General features: G+C 64.1%; 17 protein-coding genes and 1 tRNA gene. 12 read left to right on the top strand and 6 right to left on the bottom strand.

Annotation, left to right across the window (positions count from 1 at the left end; all coding sequences use genetic code 11):
• Positions 1–110: 110 nt before the first annotated feature.
• The 6 genes from FJ936_RS16265 (at position 111) to FJ936_RS16240 (ending at position 6,384) form a co-directional block, all read left to right on the top strand.
• Positions 111–1,142, top strand: coding sequence for a BMP family protein (locus FJ936_RS16265; protein WP_140616526.1), 1,032 nt, complete (start codon positions 111–113; stop codon positions 1,140–1,142).
• Positions 1,143–1,378: 236 nt separating this feature from the next.
• A complete protein-coding gene (locus FJ936_RS16260; protein ID WP_140719814.1) occupies positions 1,379–2,887 on the top strand; it encodes an ABC transporter ATP-binding protein in 1,509 nt (502 codons plus the stop codon).
• On the top strand, positions 2,887–3,942 hold the full coding sequence (locus FJ936_RS16255) for an ABC transporter permease (RefSeq protein ID WP_140791440.1): 1,056 nt from the start codon (positions 2,887–2,889) through the stop codon (positions 3,940–3,942). The genes FJ936_RS16260 and FJ936_RS16255 overlap by 1 nt, the downstream gene beginning before the upstream one ends.
• Positions 3,939–4,883, top strand: coding sequence for an ABC transporter permease (locus FJ936_RS16250; protein WP_140791442.1), 945 nt, complete (start codon positions 3,939–3,941; stop codon positions 4,881–4,883). Before FJ936_RS16255 ends, FJ936_RS16250 begins: the two co-directional genes overlap by 4 nt.
• A gap of 265 nt (positions 4,884–5,148) precedes the next feature.
• Positions 5,149–5,304, top strand: a complete 156-nt coding sequence (locus tag FJ936_RS16245; RefSeq protein WP_015315103.1) for a hypothetical protein — start codon at positions 5,149–5,151, stop codon at positions 5,302–5,304.
• Between the two features lie 138 nt (positions 5,305–5,442).
• On the top strand, positions 5,443–6,384 hold the full coding sequence (locus FJ936_RS16240) for an LLM class flavin-dependent oxidoreductase (RefSeq protein WP_141906771.1): 942 nt from the start codon (positions 5,443–5,445) through the stop codon (positions 6,382–6,384).
• Here the strand turns inward: FJ936_RS16240 and FJ936_RS16235 are convergent.
• Positions 6,342–7,076, bottom strand: coding sequence for an isochorismatase family cysteine hydrolase (locus FJ936_RS16235; protein ID WP_140791446.1), 735 nt, complete (start codon positions 7,074–7,076; stop codon positions 6,342–6,344). The two genes, FJ936_RS16240 and FJ936_RS16235, sit on opposite strands and share 43 nt — an antisense overlap.
• 289 nt (positions 7,077–7,365) lie before the next feature.
• Here FJ936_RS16235 and FJ936_RS16230 point away from each other — a divergent pair, with 289 nt between their 5' ends.
• The 4 genes from FJ936_RS16230 to FJ936_RS16215 all read left to right on the top strand — a co-directional run bounded on the left by FJ936_RS16230 (position 7,366) and on the right by FJ936_RS16215 (position 10,571).
• On the top strand, positions 7,366–8,157 hold the full coding sequence (locus tag FJ936_RS16230) for an ATP-binding cassette domain-containing protein (protein WP_181171359.1): 792 nt from the start codon (positions 7,366–7,368) through the stop codon (positions 8,155–8,157).
• A gap of 65 nt (positions 8,158–8,222) precedes the next feature.
• On the top strand, positions 8,223–9,149 hold the full coding sequence (gene exbB / locus FJ936_RS16225; RefSeq protein ID WP_140791450.1) for a tonB-system energizer ExbB: 927 nt from the start codon (positions 8,223–8,225) through the stop codon (positions 9,147–9,149).
• A 13-nt stretch (positions 9,150–9,162) separates the two neighbouring features.
• Entirely contained in the window at positions 9,163–9,630 is a 468-nt protein-coding gene (exbD, locus tag FJ936_RS16220; RefSeq protein WP_140616534.1) for a TonB system transport protein ExbD, read from the top strand.
• Positions 9,627–10,571 carry an energy transducer TonB gene (locus FJ936_RS16215; protein WP_140791452.1) on the top strand — a complete coding sequence of 315 codons (945 nt, stop codon included), beginning with the start codon at positions 9,627–9,629 and terminating at the stop codon, positions 10,569–10,571. Before exbD ends, FJ936_RS16215 begins: the two co-directional genes overlap by 4 nt.
• A 51-nt stretch (positions 10,572–10,622) precedes the next feature.
• Here the strand turns inward: FJ936_RS16215 and FJ936_RS16210 are convergent, their stop codons facing one another.
• The 4 genes from FJ936_RS16210 to FJ936_RS16195 all read right to left on the bottom strand — a co-directional run bounded on the left by FJ936_RS16210 (position 10,623) and on the right by FJ936_RS16195 (position 12,535).
• Positions 10,623–10,874, bottom strand: coding sequence for a hypothetical protein (locus tag FJ936_RS16210; protein WP_015315110.1), 252 nt, complete (start codon positions 10,872–10,874; stop codon positions 10,623–10,625).
• A 67-nt stretch (positions 10,875–10,941) separates the two neighbouring features.
• On the bottom strand, positions 10,942–11,145 hold the full coding sequence (locus FJ936_RS16205; protein WP_224529567.1) for a nitroreductase family protein: 204 nt from the start codon (positions 11,143–11,145) through the stop codon (positions 10,942–10,944).
• Positions 11,146–11,387: 242 nt separating this feature from the next.
• Positions 11,388–12,137 (bottom strand): helix-turn-helix transcriptional regulator, encoded by a 750-nt coding sequence (locus tag FJ936_RS16200; protein WP_140791454.1) that lies wholly within the window; start codon positions 12,135–12,137, stop codon positions 11,388–11,390.
• Between the two features lie 322 nt (positions 12,138–12,459).
• Positions 12,460–12,535, bottom strand: a tRNA-Ala gene (locus FJ936_RS16195).
• A gap of 148 nt (positions 12,536–12,683) precedes the next feature.
• Between FJ936_RS16195 and FJ936_RS16190 the strand changes: the two genes are divergently transcribed.
• Together FJ936_RS16190 and FJ936_RS16185 are read left to right on the top strand one after the other, a co-directional pair.
• On the top strand, positions 12,684–12,977 hold the full coding sequence (locus tag FJ936_RS16190; RefSeq protein WP_015315112.1) for a YggT family protein: 294 nt from the start codon (positions 12,684–12,686) through the stop codon (positions 12,975–12,977).
• Between the two features lie 7 nt (positions 12,978–12,984).
• Entirely contained in the window at positions 12,985–13,299 is a 315-nt protein-coding gene (locus tag FJ936_RS16185; protein WP_015315113.1) for a DUF167 domain-containing protein, read from the top strand.
• Between the two features lie 163 nt (positions 13,300–13,462).
• On the opposite strand, the gene FJ936_RS16180 is transcribed toward FJ936_RS16185, so the two are convergent.
• A complete protein-coding gene (locus FJ936_RS16180; RefSeq protein ID WP_015315114.1) occupies positions 13,463–14,344 on the bottom strand; it encodes a MurR/RpiR family transcriptional regulator in 882 nt (293 codons plus the stop codon).
• Positions 14,345–14,356 lie beyond the last annotated feature (12 nt).

The following is a 14,356-nucleotide window of genomic DNA, read 5'->3' as shown; positions in this document are numbered from 1 at the left end:
ATCCTGCCAAATTTGACCATGTGGACAAAAGTCCGGACCCGTTCCATAGTTCCCCGTCTGATTTCAGGAACGGCCGGCTCGACACGGCTGTCAAACAGAGGGGCACTTCAATGGAAGACCGGAAGAACAGATCTCATTCGATGCGCGAAGGGCTGTCGCGACGCAACGTGCTGGAGCTGGGCGCGCTTGGCCTGGCCGCGACGATGCTGCCGGGTGCGGCCTTCGCGGCGGGCAAAAAACTGAAGGTGGCGGCGATCTTCGCCACGCCGATCGAGGAACCCTGGGACAACCAGATCCACGTCGCCCTGCAGAAGGCCGAGAAGGAACTGGGCATAGAATATAAATGGTCGGAGAAGGTCCAGACCGCCGACTTCAGCCGCGTCATGCGCGAATATGCGCAGGGCGGCTACCAGCTGGTGCTGGGCGATGCCTTCGCCGCCGAGCGTGAATCGCGCCGCACGGCCAAGCAGTTCCCCAAGACAGCCTGGCTGTTCGGCTCCGGCGCCGGGCCGGCCGAGCCGAATTTCGGCGTGTTCGACAACTGGATCCACGAGCCCGCCTATCTCTCCGGCATGATCGCAGGCAAGATGTCGAAGTCGGGTACGGTCGGCGCGGTGGCGGCGATGGGCATTCCGGAAGTGAACCGGCTGGTCAACGCCTTCTTCGCCGGCGCCAAGGAGGTCAACCCGAACGTCAAGAGGAAGGTCGCCTTCATCGGCTCCTTCTTCGATCCGCCCAAGGCCAAGGAAGCCGCGGTGGCGCAGATCGATGCCGGCGTCGATGTCATCTATGCCGAACGCTTCGGCGTCATCGAGGCGGCGGTGGAAAAGAAGATCTTCGCCATCTCCAACATGTCCGACCAGTCGAGCCTCGGCCCCGACACCGTCATCACCGGTCCGGTCTGGGACATGTACCCGACGGTCGAGCAGGCGATCAAGCTGGTCAAGGCCGGGGTCTACACCGCGCAAGACTATGGCGATTTCTCGCGCATGGCCAAGGGCGGTTCGTATCTGGCGCCCTTCCACAAGTTCGACAAGACTTTGCCCGCCGAGGTCAAGGATCTGGTCGAGAAGAAGAAGGCCGAGATCCTGGAAGGCAATTTCCGGGTGGATGTGGACGAGAATACGCCGGTCTCGGATTGACGCCATGATTGAGGGGCTGGCGCGTGGCGCCCCCCTCTGGCCTGCCGGCCGTCTCCCCCCTCAAGGGGGGAGATCAGATGTCACTTCGGCTTTCGCCAATCGCCGACCTTGAAACATAAGCGAAGTCGGCGAAGCTGCCAATCTCCCCACTTGAGGGGGAGATGTCCGGCAGGACAGAGGGGGGTGCAGCGCCGCCCTCCGCAGCTAAGGCCGGATCGGAAAAATCAGGAGCATTCTTGTCCGCCCCTCTCATTGAAATGCGCGGCATCACCAAGACCTTCGGCGCCGTCAAGGCGAACGAGGCTGTGGATCTCAGCGTGGCGCCGGGCGAAATCCTCGGGCTGCTCGGCGAGAACGGCGCCGGCAAGACGACATTGATGAACGTGCTGTTCGGTGCCTACGCGCCGGATGCCGGTGAGATCCTGATCCAGGGCCAGCCAGTCAGGATCACCAGCTCGGCCGATGCGCTGGCCGCGGGCATCGGCATGGTGCATCAGCATTTTCATCTGGCACCACGGCTCACCGTGCTGGAAAATCTGCTCATTGGTATTCCGGGCAAATCGGGACGGATCGACCGCGGCGGCGGGCTGGCGCGGCTTGCCGAAATCAGCAGCCGGCACGGGCTGACGCTCGATCCCAATCTGCCGGTCTCGGCGCTGTCGGTCGGCGAGCAGCAGCGGCTGGAGATCGTCAAGGCGCTGTTTCGCGGTGCCAAGCTCTTGATCCTTGACGAGCCGACGGCGGTGCTGGCACCGAGCGAGGTAGACGGACTGTTTTCGGCCCTGCGCTCGATGGCGGCGCAAGGCCTGGGCATCATCTTCATCTCGCACAAGCTCAACGAGGTGCGGGCGCTGACGCATCGCTGCACCGTGCTGCGGCATGGCCGCGTCGCCGGCCGTGTCGACGATCCGGCCAACACGACGTCGGCTGCAATGGCTGAACTGATGTGCGGCCATGAGATCGTGCCGCCGGCAAGGGGATCGTCGACGCCCGGCGCCGATGTGCTGACGCTCGACGGCATTTCTACCTCGAAGCATTCCGGCACGGCGTTGTGCGATGTGTCGCTTGCGGTTCGTGCCGGCGAAATCTTCGGCATCGCCGGCGTCTCCGGCAATGGCCAGCGGGCGCTGGCGGAGGTGATCTCCGGCGTGCTGGCGCCCGAGACGGGCCGAATGACGATAGCCGGCAAACAGGTGGCAAAATTCTCGCCGCGCGAGGTGCAGGCGCTCGGCCTTGGCCGCATCCCGGAAGATCGCATGACGACGGGGCTGGTCACCAATTTGCCGCTCGCCGATTCAATGGTGCTGCCGCGCATCGGCACTTCAGCCTTCTCCGCCAAGGGCCTGCTCAAGCCGGATGCGATCCGCGCTTTCGCCGAGGAACAGATCAAGGCCTATGACATCAGATGTCCCGGGCCGATGACGCGCGCCGGCGCGCTGTCCGGTGGCAATCTGCAGAAAGCGCTTCTGGCGCGCGAGCTTGCTTTCGATCCGAAGGTGCTGATCGTTTCACAGCCGACACGTGGCCTCGACATCGGTGCGGCGCGCTTCATCCATGAAAAATTCCTCGACATGCGCGCCAAGGGCTGCGGCATCATCGTCATCGGCGAGGATCTGGAGGAACTGCTGGTGCTCTGCGACCGCATCGCGGTGATGTATGAGGGCCGCATCGTCGGCACGCTGGACAGTGCCGATGCGACCGTCGCCCGGCTCGGCCTGCTGATGACCGGCGCGGAGGGCCACTGATGTTCCGCCTCGAAGTCCGCACGTCCACGCCCGCCTGGTTCAACCTCGCGCTGCCGCTGCTGGCGATCGTCGCCACGCTCATCCTGTGCAGCGGCCTGATCGCGCTGGCCGGGGCCGGGGTGTTCGAATCCTACGGCGTGATGTTCACGGCCTCGCTTGGCGACAGCTACGCCGTCACCGAAACGCTGGTCCGCGCCGCCCCGATGATCTTTACCGGACTTGCGGTAGCGGTCGCCTTCCGCGCAAAGTTCTGGAACATCGGCGCGGAAGGGCAATTGCTGGCCGGCGCGGTGGCGAGCTGTTTCGTTGGTGCGATCCCGATGCCAGGATCGCTTGCCATGCTTTTCATGGCGCTGGCGGGGGCGGCCGCGGGCGCGGCGGTCGCGCTGGTGCCTGCGACGCTGCGGGTAAAGTTCAAGGTCGACGATGTCGTGAGCTCCTTGCTGCTCAACTCGGTCATCTATTATGCCCTGATGGCACTGATCGAGGGACCGTGGAAGGACAGCTTCAGCGGCTATCCGATCTCGCCGCCGATCGAGGATTCGGCGAACTTTCCGGTGCTGATCGAAGGCACGCGGCTGCATCTCGGTGTCGTCGCGGCGCTGATCGCGGCCCCGGTTATCTGGTTCCTGATCGTGCGCACGACGCTGGGCTTCCGGATCAGGGTCACCGGCGAAAACCCGGAAGCGGCACGCTATGGCGGCATCCATGTCGAGCGCGTGCTGCTGTCGACGGCGCTGCTGTCGGGCGCGTTGGCGGGGCTGGCCGGCGTCGGCGAGGTCGGCGGCGTGCATTTCCAGGTGATGAGCGATATTTCGCCGGGCTACGGCTATTCCGGCATAGTCGTCGCCATGCTGGCGCGGCTCAACCCGCTCGGCGTCGTGCCGGCGGCGATCTTCCTTGCAGCCGTGATGACCGGCGCCGAGGCGATGTCGCGGGCGACCGGCGTGCCGGCCTTCCTCAGCGACGTCATCCAGGGCACGGCGCTGCTCGCCATGCTGGTGGCGCTGCTGTTCACGGCCTATCGCATCCGCCGCGTCGGAGCCGTCGGATGAGCGCGGTGTTCGAGCAGATTTTTCAGGTCGGCTTTCTCGCCGCCATCATCCGCATCGCCACGCCGCTGGCCTTTGCCACGCTCGGGGAGATGTTCTCCGAACGGGCCGGCGTGCTCAATCTCGGCATCGAAGGCATCATGCTGCTTTGCGCCATGACCGGCTTCACCGCCACCAGCCTCAGTGGAAGCCTGTGGCTGGGTGTCCTGGTGGCGGTGCTGACCGGCATGCTGATGGGCGCGCTGCATGCGCTGTTCACGGTGGTTCTCGGCCTCAGCCAGCATGTCTGCGGTATCGGCGTCACCCTGTTCTCGTCGGGGCTGGCCTATTTCCTCTACCGGCTGATCTTCGGCCAGCAATCGGTGCCGCCGAGCATCAAGGGTTTTCAGACGCTGCCGATCCCGGTTCTCTCGGACATTCCCGTGCTGGGTCCTGCGGTGTTCGACCAGTTCGCGCTGGTCTACATGGCCGTCCTGGCCATTCCTCTGGCGGGCTTCATCCTTTACCGCACCCCGTGGGGGCTGTCGGTGCGCATGGTCGGCGAGAACCCGCGCGCCGCGGACTCTGCGGGCGTCAGCGTCATCGCCACGCGCTTCCAGGCCGTCATTCTCGGTGGCGCCCTGATGGGGCTCGCTGGTGCTTTCCTGTCGATGGCGCAGTTCAACGCCTTCACCTTCGGCGTCGTTTCCGGGCGCGGCTGGGTGGCGATCGCACTGGTCGTCTTCGGCCGTTGGGATCCCTGGCGCTCGGCAGGGGCCGCGCTGCTGTTCGCCTTCGTCGATGCCTTGCAATTGCGCATGCAGGCGAGTGGGCTTGGACACATCCCCTACGAGACGTTCCTGATGCTGCCGTTCATCTTCACCATCGTCGCCATGGCCGTCATGTCGCGCAACGCTGTGGCGCCATCGGCGCTGCTCAAGCCGTTTCGAAGGGAAGAGCGTTAGACGAGTAGGATTTGGTGTCCTTCCTTATCCCTCCGGAGGGGGAGAGGAAGGGCGTCAAGCTGTCCCGCAATGAAGAAGCTGGACCTTCGGACGCCTCACATCGATACCGCCGCGCTCTTCCGATCGATTGCCTGGAACCCATGCCCACAGCAATTTCACACCAATCTTCGGCGGTCGACGAGAAAATAATTCTGCCATTTGCACAAAAATAGCAATCGACAAAGTCTACCAGTTTTATAGATTAAGCGGCGAGACGGAGGTCGACATGTCCTATTTCCAGAACGCCCAGACCGACAGCAACGGCCAGCGAGTGGCCAATGCGCAGGGCTTTCGCCCGGCCTATGCCGGCGCTTTCGCCTATCTCGTCTTTGCCCTTGCGTTCGTGTTCACCGGGGCAGTCGTGCTGGGCCTTATTCCCTAAGGCACGGGATCGACAGGGGCTGCTGCCCCACAACTTTCAGGCAATCGGAGTTGAATGAGCCGGATCCCGGGGCGTTTTCGCGCGCCTGAGGATTCGCATTTCACAGCATCGGTGATTCCAGTGATGGAGGAGATGACAATGCCGATCGAATTCACGCATTTACCCGGCAAGACCGCAGACGCGGCGGTTCCCTTTTTCTATGACTTCGCCGAGACCTCGACCAAGCTCGGGCTGATCGAGGACAGCGGTTTCCAGGAGATCGTCGTCGACGATTCGGCCGGGCTGCTGACCAACATGGATCTGGCCTCGCAGGTGCTCAACCGCACCGCTTCGCTGGAAGTGGTGCTCACCCACTGGGCCGGCGTGATCGAACCCACGGTCGCTGCCCGCCAGCTGGCGTCCATCGACAGGGAGAGCGGCGGACGGCTGACGCTCAGGATGATCAGCGAGCCCTTGAACGACGACGATGCCGAGACACGGCCGGTCGGACATGGCGTCGTCTGGCAGCGCATCGACGAATATCTGGTGCTGTTGAAGCGGCTGTGGTCGAACGACCGGCCCTTCGATCACGAAGGCGCGTTCTACAGCATCAAAAGCGGTTATGTGCCGCGCAAGGGCCCGCATGGCGCCGACCTCGTGGTCCGCATGGGCGGGCAATCCGGAACGGCGCTGAAGGTGGCCGGCCGGCATGCCGATGTCTTCGAACTGGCGCCGGGGCCGATCGACGATATCAGGCAATTGATGGAGCGGGCACGTGGCGCCGCGGCCGAACATGGCCGTGCGGGCAAACTGCGCTTCGCGCTTCCGGTCAGGATCCACCAGGGTGTTTCCGCCGCCGGCCACAAGGCGGTCGACCTATCCGGCCCGCCTGCTCAGGCCGCGCTGTCGCTGCTCGCCTATGCCGGGCTCGGAATCGATGAGTTCATGATCGTCGGCGTCGACACGCCGCGCGAGATCGCGACGGCCGGCCGGGAAACATTGGCGCTGCTGCGCAACTCCCTGGCGCGCCGGGAGGCCAGCGAGTTCCAGCCTGGAGCTTATGCGCCTCGCCCAGGATTGGAGACGCGAGCAGCGGGGTGAAGCCCATCAATCGCCTGCTGCTTCAGGCTGTCGCCAAGCCGCGACAGGCCTTCAATGACGGCGTCCGAATCGGCCAGCACGCCGAAGACGCCGTCCTCGACCGTCACCATGTGCAACGCCGCTTCATGCGCTTGTCTGTCGCCGCTGGCGCAGGCGTCCGAAATCGTCAGGCACTGGAAATTGCGGTCACAGGCCTCGCGCAGCGTGGTGTGGACGCAGACATCCGTCGTGCATCCGGAAAACATCAGATGCGTGATGCCTTGCGCCCGCAGCACAAGCTCGAAATCCGTATAGGTGAAGGCGCTGTTGCAGGTCTTGTCGATGATGATGTCGTGCGGCGCGACGTCGATCTCCGGGACGATCTGGAACCCAGCGCCTGAGCGCAGCAGGACGTCGGTGCCGTCGAGGCCGGAACGCTTGCGGCGCCATTTCTCGTAGGGCGTCATGTCGGCCATGTCGGCGCGGTAACCCTGTCTTGTGTGGATGACCGTGACGCCGGCTTTGCGCGCGGCCGCGATCAGGCGGTTCACGGCGGGCAGGATCGCCCGCAGCCGCGAGGGGTCATACCCCTTCCTCGCGAAATAGCCCGATGTGGACAGGAAATCCTGTTGCAGGTCGATGACGACGAGCGCGGTGTTTTCGGCAACCAGCCTGCCGTCATAGGGGTAGTCGAAGGGTGTCGCCTTGATCATCCGGAGCTCCTTGCCGCCGGCTCACCCTAGCGTGTCCGCATCGATGCGGCGACACCGGATGCCGACATCGTGTGGCCCGGGACCGAGATCGCCGGCGCGGATCGGCCGGCTGCGCGGGTGAGGGCCCGTACGCGGCAACAATGGCACCGGCCCCGGAGCGTTTCAGGTTTTTGCGGTGCATTCCCATCTTAAATCTTGACTAACAATATCATGTTTCATAGTCAACCGGGGACCTGCCTCCGCAGACAGGATCGGAATGCGGCGGCGGGGCTGGAGAAATGCCGTGACCATGACCGAAGCCGATAGCCAGACCGCATTCGATATCGATGCCGTGCGTTTCGCCGTCGGCGAACGGACGCTGCTCGGTCCGGTCTCGCTCGAATTGCGGCGCGCGCGCGTCTACGGGCTGATCGGCCATAACGGTTCGGGCAAATCGACGCTGATCAAGCTTTTGGCGCGCCAGCAGCCGGCAAGCTCCGGCGCCATCACTTTCGCCGCACGGCCGCTATCGCAATGGCGCGCGCGCGAGCTGGCGCGGGCTCTTGCCTATCTGCCGCAGACGACGCCGGCGGCGACGGGCTTGACCGTGCGCGAGCTGGCAACGCTCGGACGCTATCCATGGCATGGCGCGCTTGGCCGTATCGGCGCCGAGGACAGGCGCCATGTCGAGCAGGCCCTTATGCTGACCGACATGGAAGGGTTCACTGAGCGGCTGGTGGATGAATTATCCGGCGGCGAGCGCCAGCGCGCCTGGCTGGCCATGCTGGTGGCGCAGAATGCCGGCGTCATGCTGCTCGACGAGCCGATCTCGGCGCTCGACATCGCGCATCAGGTCGAGGTGCTGGGCCTGGTCAGCGAGCTCAGCCGCAAGCGCGACCTGTGCGTCGTCGTGGTGCTGCACGACCCCAACATGGCGGCGCGCTACTGCGATGAGCTGATCGCGCTGAAGGACGGCAGGCTGCTGACGCGCGGCACACCGGGCGAGATCATGCGGAGCGATGTGCTCAAGGACATTTTCGGCGTCGAGATGGGTGTGTTCGCGCATCCCGTCACCGGCCAACCCGTCGGCTATGTGCAGTGAAGTCGTCGCCGGCGGTTGCAGGAACCGGCAAGCGGCTGGCCGCCGTGAGAACAAGGAAGAAGCTCATGTCGAGACATGGTTTGTTGGCGGCGTTGGTCGCATCGCTGGTTCTGGGGGCAACCGGCGCCACGGCCCAGGAGCAACCGGCCGGCTCTTCTCCAGCGGTTGAGGCCCCTGCCGCGCCGGCACAAGCTGCACCGGCTGTCATGGCGCCCGCGCAACCAGCCGGCCAGCCGAGCGCGACAACGCCGGCCGAGGTCGCGCCTGCCGGGGCGATGGACCTGAACCTGCCGCATGACCTGTCGCCATGGGGCATGTTCAAGGCCGCCGACATCATCGTGAAGGCGGTGATGACTGGATTGGCTTTCGCGTCGCTCGTTACCTGGACGATATGGCTGGCCAAATCGCTGGAGATTTTCGGCGGCAAGCTGCGCCTCCGCCGTGCCGTCCGCGCGATCGGCGATGCCGCCACGCTGAAGCAGGCGAGCCGCGCGCTCGACCGCGGTGGCGATCCCGGCGCGCTCCTGGTGCGGGCAGCGGAAGAAGAGGCCGCGCTTTCGGCCAATGCGCTCGACCACGTCGGCGGCGACGGACTGAAGGAACGGGTCAGCTCGCGCCTGTCGCGCATCGAGGCGGCTGCGTCGCGGCGCATGTCGCGCGGCACCGGCCTGCTGGCGACGATTGGTTCCACCGCGCCTTTCGTCGGCCTGTTCGGCACCGTCTGGGGCATCATGAACGCCTTCATCGGCATCTCGCAGGCTCAGACCACCAATCTCGCCGTGGTCGCGCCGGGCATCGCCGAAGCGCTGCTGGCCACCGCGATGGGTCTGGTCGCGGCAATCCCAGCGGTGGTGATCTACAACGTTTTCGCCCGCTCGATAGCCGGCTACCGGCAGATCCTCGCCGACGCCTCGGCCGGCGTCGAACGGCTGGTCAGCCGCGACCTCGATTTCCGCACGATAGCGCCGGCGACAGCCTTGGCGGCGGAGTAGCGGGAGCGACGCCATGGGGAGCAGAATTCGACAGACCCTGGACGACGACCTCGAGGAAAGCCACGAGATCAACGTCACGCCCTTCATCGATGTCATCCTTGTGCTCCTGATCATCTTCATGGTCGCCGCACCGCTGGCGACGGTGGATGTCAATGTCGACCTGCCCGGTTCGACCGCGACGCCGGCGCCGCGACCGGAGACGCCGCTGTTCCTGACGCTGAAGAACGATCTCAGCCTGGCGATCGGCAACGACACGGTGCCGCGCCCGGCTTTTGCCGCCACGCTCGACAGCCGCACCAAGGGCGACAAGCAGACGCGGATATTCCTGCGAGCCGACAAGGCGGTCGCCTATGGCGAGCTGATGGAGGCGATGAACCTGCTGCGGGCCGCCGGCTATCTGAAGATCGCGCTGGTCGGCCTGGAGGCCGCGCCGGCAGGTGATATCGCCGCACCGGCGCCAGGCAAAGCGGCCGCTCCATGACGCCATCCGCCGCCTCGCCCACGGTGGTGCTGTCGCGCTTCGACTGGCGCGACCTTGGCCTATGGGCATGCGCGGCGGTGCTGATGCTTGGGGCTCATGTCGCGGTCGCGTATGCCGTGCAGAATTTCAATCCAGTCGACCTGTCGGATGGCGGACCGCCGCCGGCCCTAGTGGTCGAGATGGCGCCGATGATGGTGACGCCGTCGGTGCCCGAACAGGCCGCGATGCCCGACGCGGCCATTCCCGACCGGGCCGAGCCAGTCGAACAGACCGAGAAGGCCGCCGAGGCCGAGCCTGACAAGATGGTCGAGCAAGCGGAGCCTGTTACCGAGGCCGTGATGGTGCCGCCGAACGAGCCTACGGAGATGACGAAGGCCGAACCGGTCGAACAGCCGCCGCTGGAACAGGTCGTCCCCGATATTGTCGAGACCGTCGCGCCGGAGGCTGTCGTTCCGCTGCCGCGGGCAAAGCCGACGGAACGGCGCAAGGAAAAGAAACCGGCCGAAGCCAAGCTTAAAAAGCCGGTCGACAAGCCCAAGCCAAGGCCGAAGAAGGAAAAGGCCGAGCCACCGAAGACGGCAAGTGCCGCGAGAGCCGAGGCCAAGCCTGCCGCCAAGGCGGCGGCGCCGAGATCGGCGGCCGGGTTCTCGGGTGTCAGCCCGGCCAAATGGGAATCGCGGCTGACGGCGTGGATCAATCGCCACAAGCGCTATCCGAGCGCCGCGAAATCCCGGCGCGCGCAGGGCAATGTGAACGTGACTTTTACAATGGACCCATCCGGCCGGGTCCTGTCGGCCCGGGTCGCCCGTTCGTCCGGCGATGCCGAACTCGACCGAGCAGCACTTGCGGTGCTGCAGGGCGCGACCGTGCCGGCGCCACCGGCGGAACTCGGCCCGCGCGTCAGCCGTACAGCGCCATTCGTGTTCAGTTTGCGGGACTAATGCCCCTCAAATCCGTGCCAGCCGTCCCGCAAGCCCGACAATTGCATCGCGCTACGCTGTTCTTGGCTGAGCGTGGTTGTCTTTCGGGTGTGCCTTGGGGTGCATCGGATTGCCGCTGAGCTGCGCGTGTCGTGCCGGCCGTGCGCCGCGCAAGACGTCGAAGGCTTCGGCATAGGCCATACCGAGCAGATAGGAGATCATGGGGAAGCGGCTCGCTTCGGCCATCTGCACCAGCTCATTGGTCATCGTCGCGATATATTGGAGACTGTCGAGCTCTGACTGACGTAAGGCCTGATTTGACATGTTCTGCTCCTGTCATCGAATGAACTTTAGGGAATGCGTACTGGCTGCACTAGATGTACTACGCCGGCTAATTGATCGATCGACCGGCCGAATGCGGATCAAGTTCCGGGATTGAGAGGGTCAACGCATAGATGGGCGCGTCGGTGAGGCGGTCGAGGCCCAGAAGGCGCTTGATCGCCGAATGGCTCAGCGCCGCCGTGGGGCAGGCCGACAAGCCGTGCCTGGTTGCCGCCAACATCATGTTCTGGCCAATGTTCACTTTCTTGGTCATTTTCGTCCCTTTCCCCGACCCCCAGGGATCTGTTGAAAGATCCCGGAAAGGGATCCGCGGGAAGAAAGGTAAGGTCGGAAGAGTTACTGGTTTGTTAAAACTGTAGTAAATCAGCCATGAGCTAAAATATCTTTCTTGGCTAGAAAGTCTAAAAAAATCGATTTTACTCGGTTATGGAGTAGGCAATCGCTGGCATACGCTTTTTCGGGATATTCTTGTTCTTATTCAGCGTAAGCAAGCGGCTAACCCAGCCCGTCGCGAGCGAGGCTGACGACGAGCTGGTCGAGGCTGGGATCATCGAGCCTGACGACATGCGCCATGCGGATCGCATGCCTGGGCCGGATATTGGACCTATCCTGCCGCATGATGACCGACACGAATGCCGGCCCGGCTTCGGTCAGAAGCATGGCCTTGCCTGTCAGCACCGGTTCGGAGATAGGCGCCCATTGCACCGAGATCAGCGACGGCTCGCCTGTCTGGCGGCGGTTGACGCCGCTGAAATAGATCCAGTTAAGGCGCGAGATCGCCACGCCATAATGATTGCCGCGTGCCCGCGCCCATGTCGAGCGATGATGCTCCGACCATCCGGTGACCCTGCGGAACGTGACCAGCTCGGCTTCGCGACGCACGAAGGTGATCGCCCGCACCAGCAGATCGGATCTGCCGGGGATCGAAAAATAGGTGAAATAGGTGCCGCCCGCAATCGACGGAGCGGGCGGCCGGATCATCTGGGTGAACAGGCTTTCGGAGATCGGCGGCAGACCGGGAGCCGTGGGCGAGGGGGTGCCGGGGTCCCGGTACAGCTCGGCTTCGTCGACGCGGAAATAATCGCAGATCAGCTTGGCGGTGGCCTTGTTGGGCACGGTCTGCCCTTGCAGGTAACGCTCGAATTGTGTGCGGTTGATGCCAAGCTCGCGGCATACCGCGCTGACAGAAGCATGGTCCTTGCAGAGCCGCCTGAGATTTGCAGCAAGATTCTGGCGAATGGACACTAGTTTGCTTTCGCAGGCGGATACTTCATTTCGACTCGGAATCCGTATAGCGCTTTCGGTCACCCCCGCCGAAACGCCCTGTCACAACACACAAAAAAAAACTGATTTGAGAACGCCAGTCTAATGGGACGGCTTCCAAAAAAAATAGCGCCAACCGGACACCGGCCATCGCCATAAGTCCAATTGACAACCATTTCGCCTCGGAAACGGCGAAATGCCATTTGGCCATTTTTGGGGGGATCGGGGCTACGCCTTGCATCGCGCCGTGGCGGATGCCGGCCGCGCCTTGCCGGGACGGTCAAAAGCCGGACGATTATTCCGCTGGTGGAGCTGAGGAGGATCGAACTCCTGACCTCGTCATTGCGAACGACGCGCTCTCCCAGCTGAGCTACAGCCCCGTCCAGCGGATGGCGCATTTATCGGGCGCCGCGGTTTCCTGTCAAGGCGGCGCTTCACCGAAAAACCGGCTGCCGGTCGCGTGGCGGAACCCTGCCCTTGCCGGTTTGGCGCGTAATGGCTACATGTCGGCAACAATTGGAGTCCGGCATGCTCGCCCTCATACAAACCATCGTCATGGCGCTCGACCTCTATTGGTGGGTGATCATCGCCTCGGCGATCTTTTCCTGGCTCTATGCCTTCAATGTCGTCAACTCGCGCAACCAGTTCGTCGGCAGCATCGGGAACATGCTCTACCGCCTGACCGAGCCGGCGCTGCGGCCGATCCGCCGCTTCATGCCCGATCTTGGCGGTATCGACATCTCGCCGATCATCCTGTTGCTGATCCTGTTCTTCCTCAGGCAGTTCATTCTCACCACGGTCGCACCGCTGCTGCTGGCCTGACGATCGCATGAGCGCGCCGTTCCGCATGCGCGAGAACGGCGTCGATCTGTTCGTGCGGCTGACGCCGAAGTCTTCCGTGGACCGGCTCGACGTTGTCGAAACATTGGCGGACGGACGCAGTCACGTGAAGGCGCGGGTCCGCGCCGTGCCGGAAAATGGCGCCGCCAATCAAGCGCTGGAGAGGCTGGTCGCCAAGGCGCTGGGTGTTCCGGCATCGGCCGTTTCGGTCGTCGCCGGCGGTACAGCCCGCCTCAAGACGTTGCGAATATTGGGTGATCCGGAGGCGCTGGTAACAGGTGTCGAAGCGCTTTTCCAAAATTGAGATGCAGGCAGGACAGCGCTCCCCTCTGTCCTGCCGGACCCGGTCCTGCGCCGTCGCTCCGGGCATTGGTCGTTCGGAAGCCAATCAGTTGGCTTTCCGTCCGCTGCGCGGACCACTCCTTATCCCCGCTTGGGGAGAAATTGGCGGTTTCGGCGCCGGCTCGTCAATCGCCCAGCGGCAAACGGGGGTCGTCGACCTTCAGCGTGTTCACGCTCTGCTTGATGCGGCGCAGGTTCTCCAGCACCTTCGGTCCGCGTGTCTCGGCGACCGAGGTCACGATCATGTCGACGATCGCCAGCAACGCGTAACGTGACGATGTCGGCTTGTAGATGTTGCCGTCCTCGAACGGCTGCAGGTGGATGACAGTGTCGGCGACCTTGGCCAGTGCGGAGTCGGGCGCGGTGACCGCCACCGTGGCGGCGCCATATTGTTGGGCGACCTGCACCGCCTCGATGACCGAGCGCGCATAGCCGGAGACCGAGAAGGCGACCACCGTGGTGTCTGGCGTGGCAACGGCGGCATACATGCGCTGCAACTGTCCGTCGATCTGTGCCAGAACCGGCAGGCCGAGCCTGAACAGCCGGTTCTGCATTTCGGTCGCCATCATCGAGGAAATGCCACCCGAACCTATGCACAGCACATTGCCTGATGCCGCAAGCCGCGCGGCGACGTCGACCAGCGTCGTCATGTCGAGGTTCTCGCTGGCGCGCTGGATGGCTGTAACAGCCGCTTCGGTGATGGCCGAGGCAATGCGCTGTTCGCGGGCGTCGCGGCTCAGTGGCTCCGGCGACAGATACTGGCCGCCGATGGCGATGGCCTGGGCCAGGTAGAACTTGAAGTCGCGCAACCCCTCGCAGCCGAGATTGCGGCAGAAGCGGGTGACCGTCGGTTCGCTGACGCCGACCCGCGCGGCGATCTCGGAGATCGCGGCCTTGGAGGCGAAGTCGAGGTCGGACAGGACGAGGCTCGCCAGCCGGCGATCCGACTTGGTGCCGTCCTGCGACATCAGCTGCAGCCGCGTGATGATATCGGCCGGCGTCTTCATATCCGCGTTTCC

The organism is Mesorhizobium sp. B2-4-13 (assembly GCF_006658535.1).
Taxonomy (GTDB): domain Bacteria; phylum Pseudomonadota; class Alphaproteobacteria; order Rhizobiales; family Rhizobiaceae; genus Mesorhizobium; species Mesorhizobium australicum.
The sequence above is the reverse complement of the archived record's forward strand: the minus strand, read 5'-3'. Positions and strand labels throughout refer to the sequence as shown.

Coding starts and splice junctions, on each gene's coding strand:
- FJ936_RS16215 (WP_140791452.1), top strand. CDS start 9,627: ATGACGCCATCCGCCGCCTCGCCCACGGTGGTGCTGTCGCGCTTCGAC.
- FJ936_RS16250 (WP_140791442.1), top strand. CDS start 3,939: ATGAGCGCGGTGTTCGAGCAGATTTTTCAGGTCGGCTTTCTCGCCGCC.
- FJ936_RS16205 (WP_224529567.1), bottom strand. CDS start 11,145: ATGACCAAGAAAGTGAACATTGGCCAGAACATGATGTTGGCGGCAACC.
- exbD (WP_140616534.1), top strand. CDS start 9,163: ATGGGGAGCAGAATTCGACAGACCCTGGACGACGACCTCGAGGAAAGC.
- FJ936_RS16180 (WP_015315114.1), bottom strand. CDS start 14,344: ATGAAGACGCCGGCCGATATCATCACGCGGCTGCAGCTGATGTCGCAG.
- FJ936_RS16185 (WP_015315113.1), top strand. CDS start 12,985: ATGAGCGCGCCGTTCCGCATGCGCGAGAACGGCGTCGATCTGTTCGTG.
- FJ936_RS16210 (WP_015315110.1), bottom strand. CDS start 10,874: ATGTCAAATCAGGCCTTACGTCAGTCAGAGCTCGACAGTCTCCAATAT.
- FJ936_RS16230 (WP_181171359.1), top strand. CDS start 7,366: ATGACCGAAGCCGATAGCCAGACCGCATTCGATATCGATGCCGTGCGT.
- exbB (WP_140791450.1), top strand. CDS start 8,223: ATGTCGAGACATGGTTTGTTGGCGGCGTTGGTCGCATCGCTGGTTCTG.
- FJ936_RS16235 (WP_140791446.1), bottom strand. CDS start 7,076: ATGATCAAGGCGACACCCTTCGACTACCCCTATGACGGCAGGCTGGTT.
- FJ936_RS16255 (WP_140791440.1), top strand. CDS start 2,887: ATGTTCCGCCTCGAAGTCCGCACGTCCACGCCCGCCTGGTTCAACCTC.
- FJ936_RS16240 (WP_141906771.1), top strand. CDS start 5,443: ATGCCGATCGAATTCACGCATTTACCCGGCAAGACCGCAGACGCGGCG.
- FJ936_RS16265 (WP_140616526.1), top strand. CDS start 111: ATGGAAGACCGGAAGAACAGATCTCATTCGATGCGCGAAGGGCTGTCG.
- FJ936_RS16190 (WP_015315112.1), top strand. CDS start 12,684: ATGCTCGCCCTCATACAAACCATCGTCATGGCGCTCGACCTCTATTGG.
- FJ936_RS16245 (WP_015315103.1), top strand. CDS start 5,149: ATGTCCTATTTCCAGAACGCCCAGACCGACAGCAACGGCCAGCGAGTG.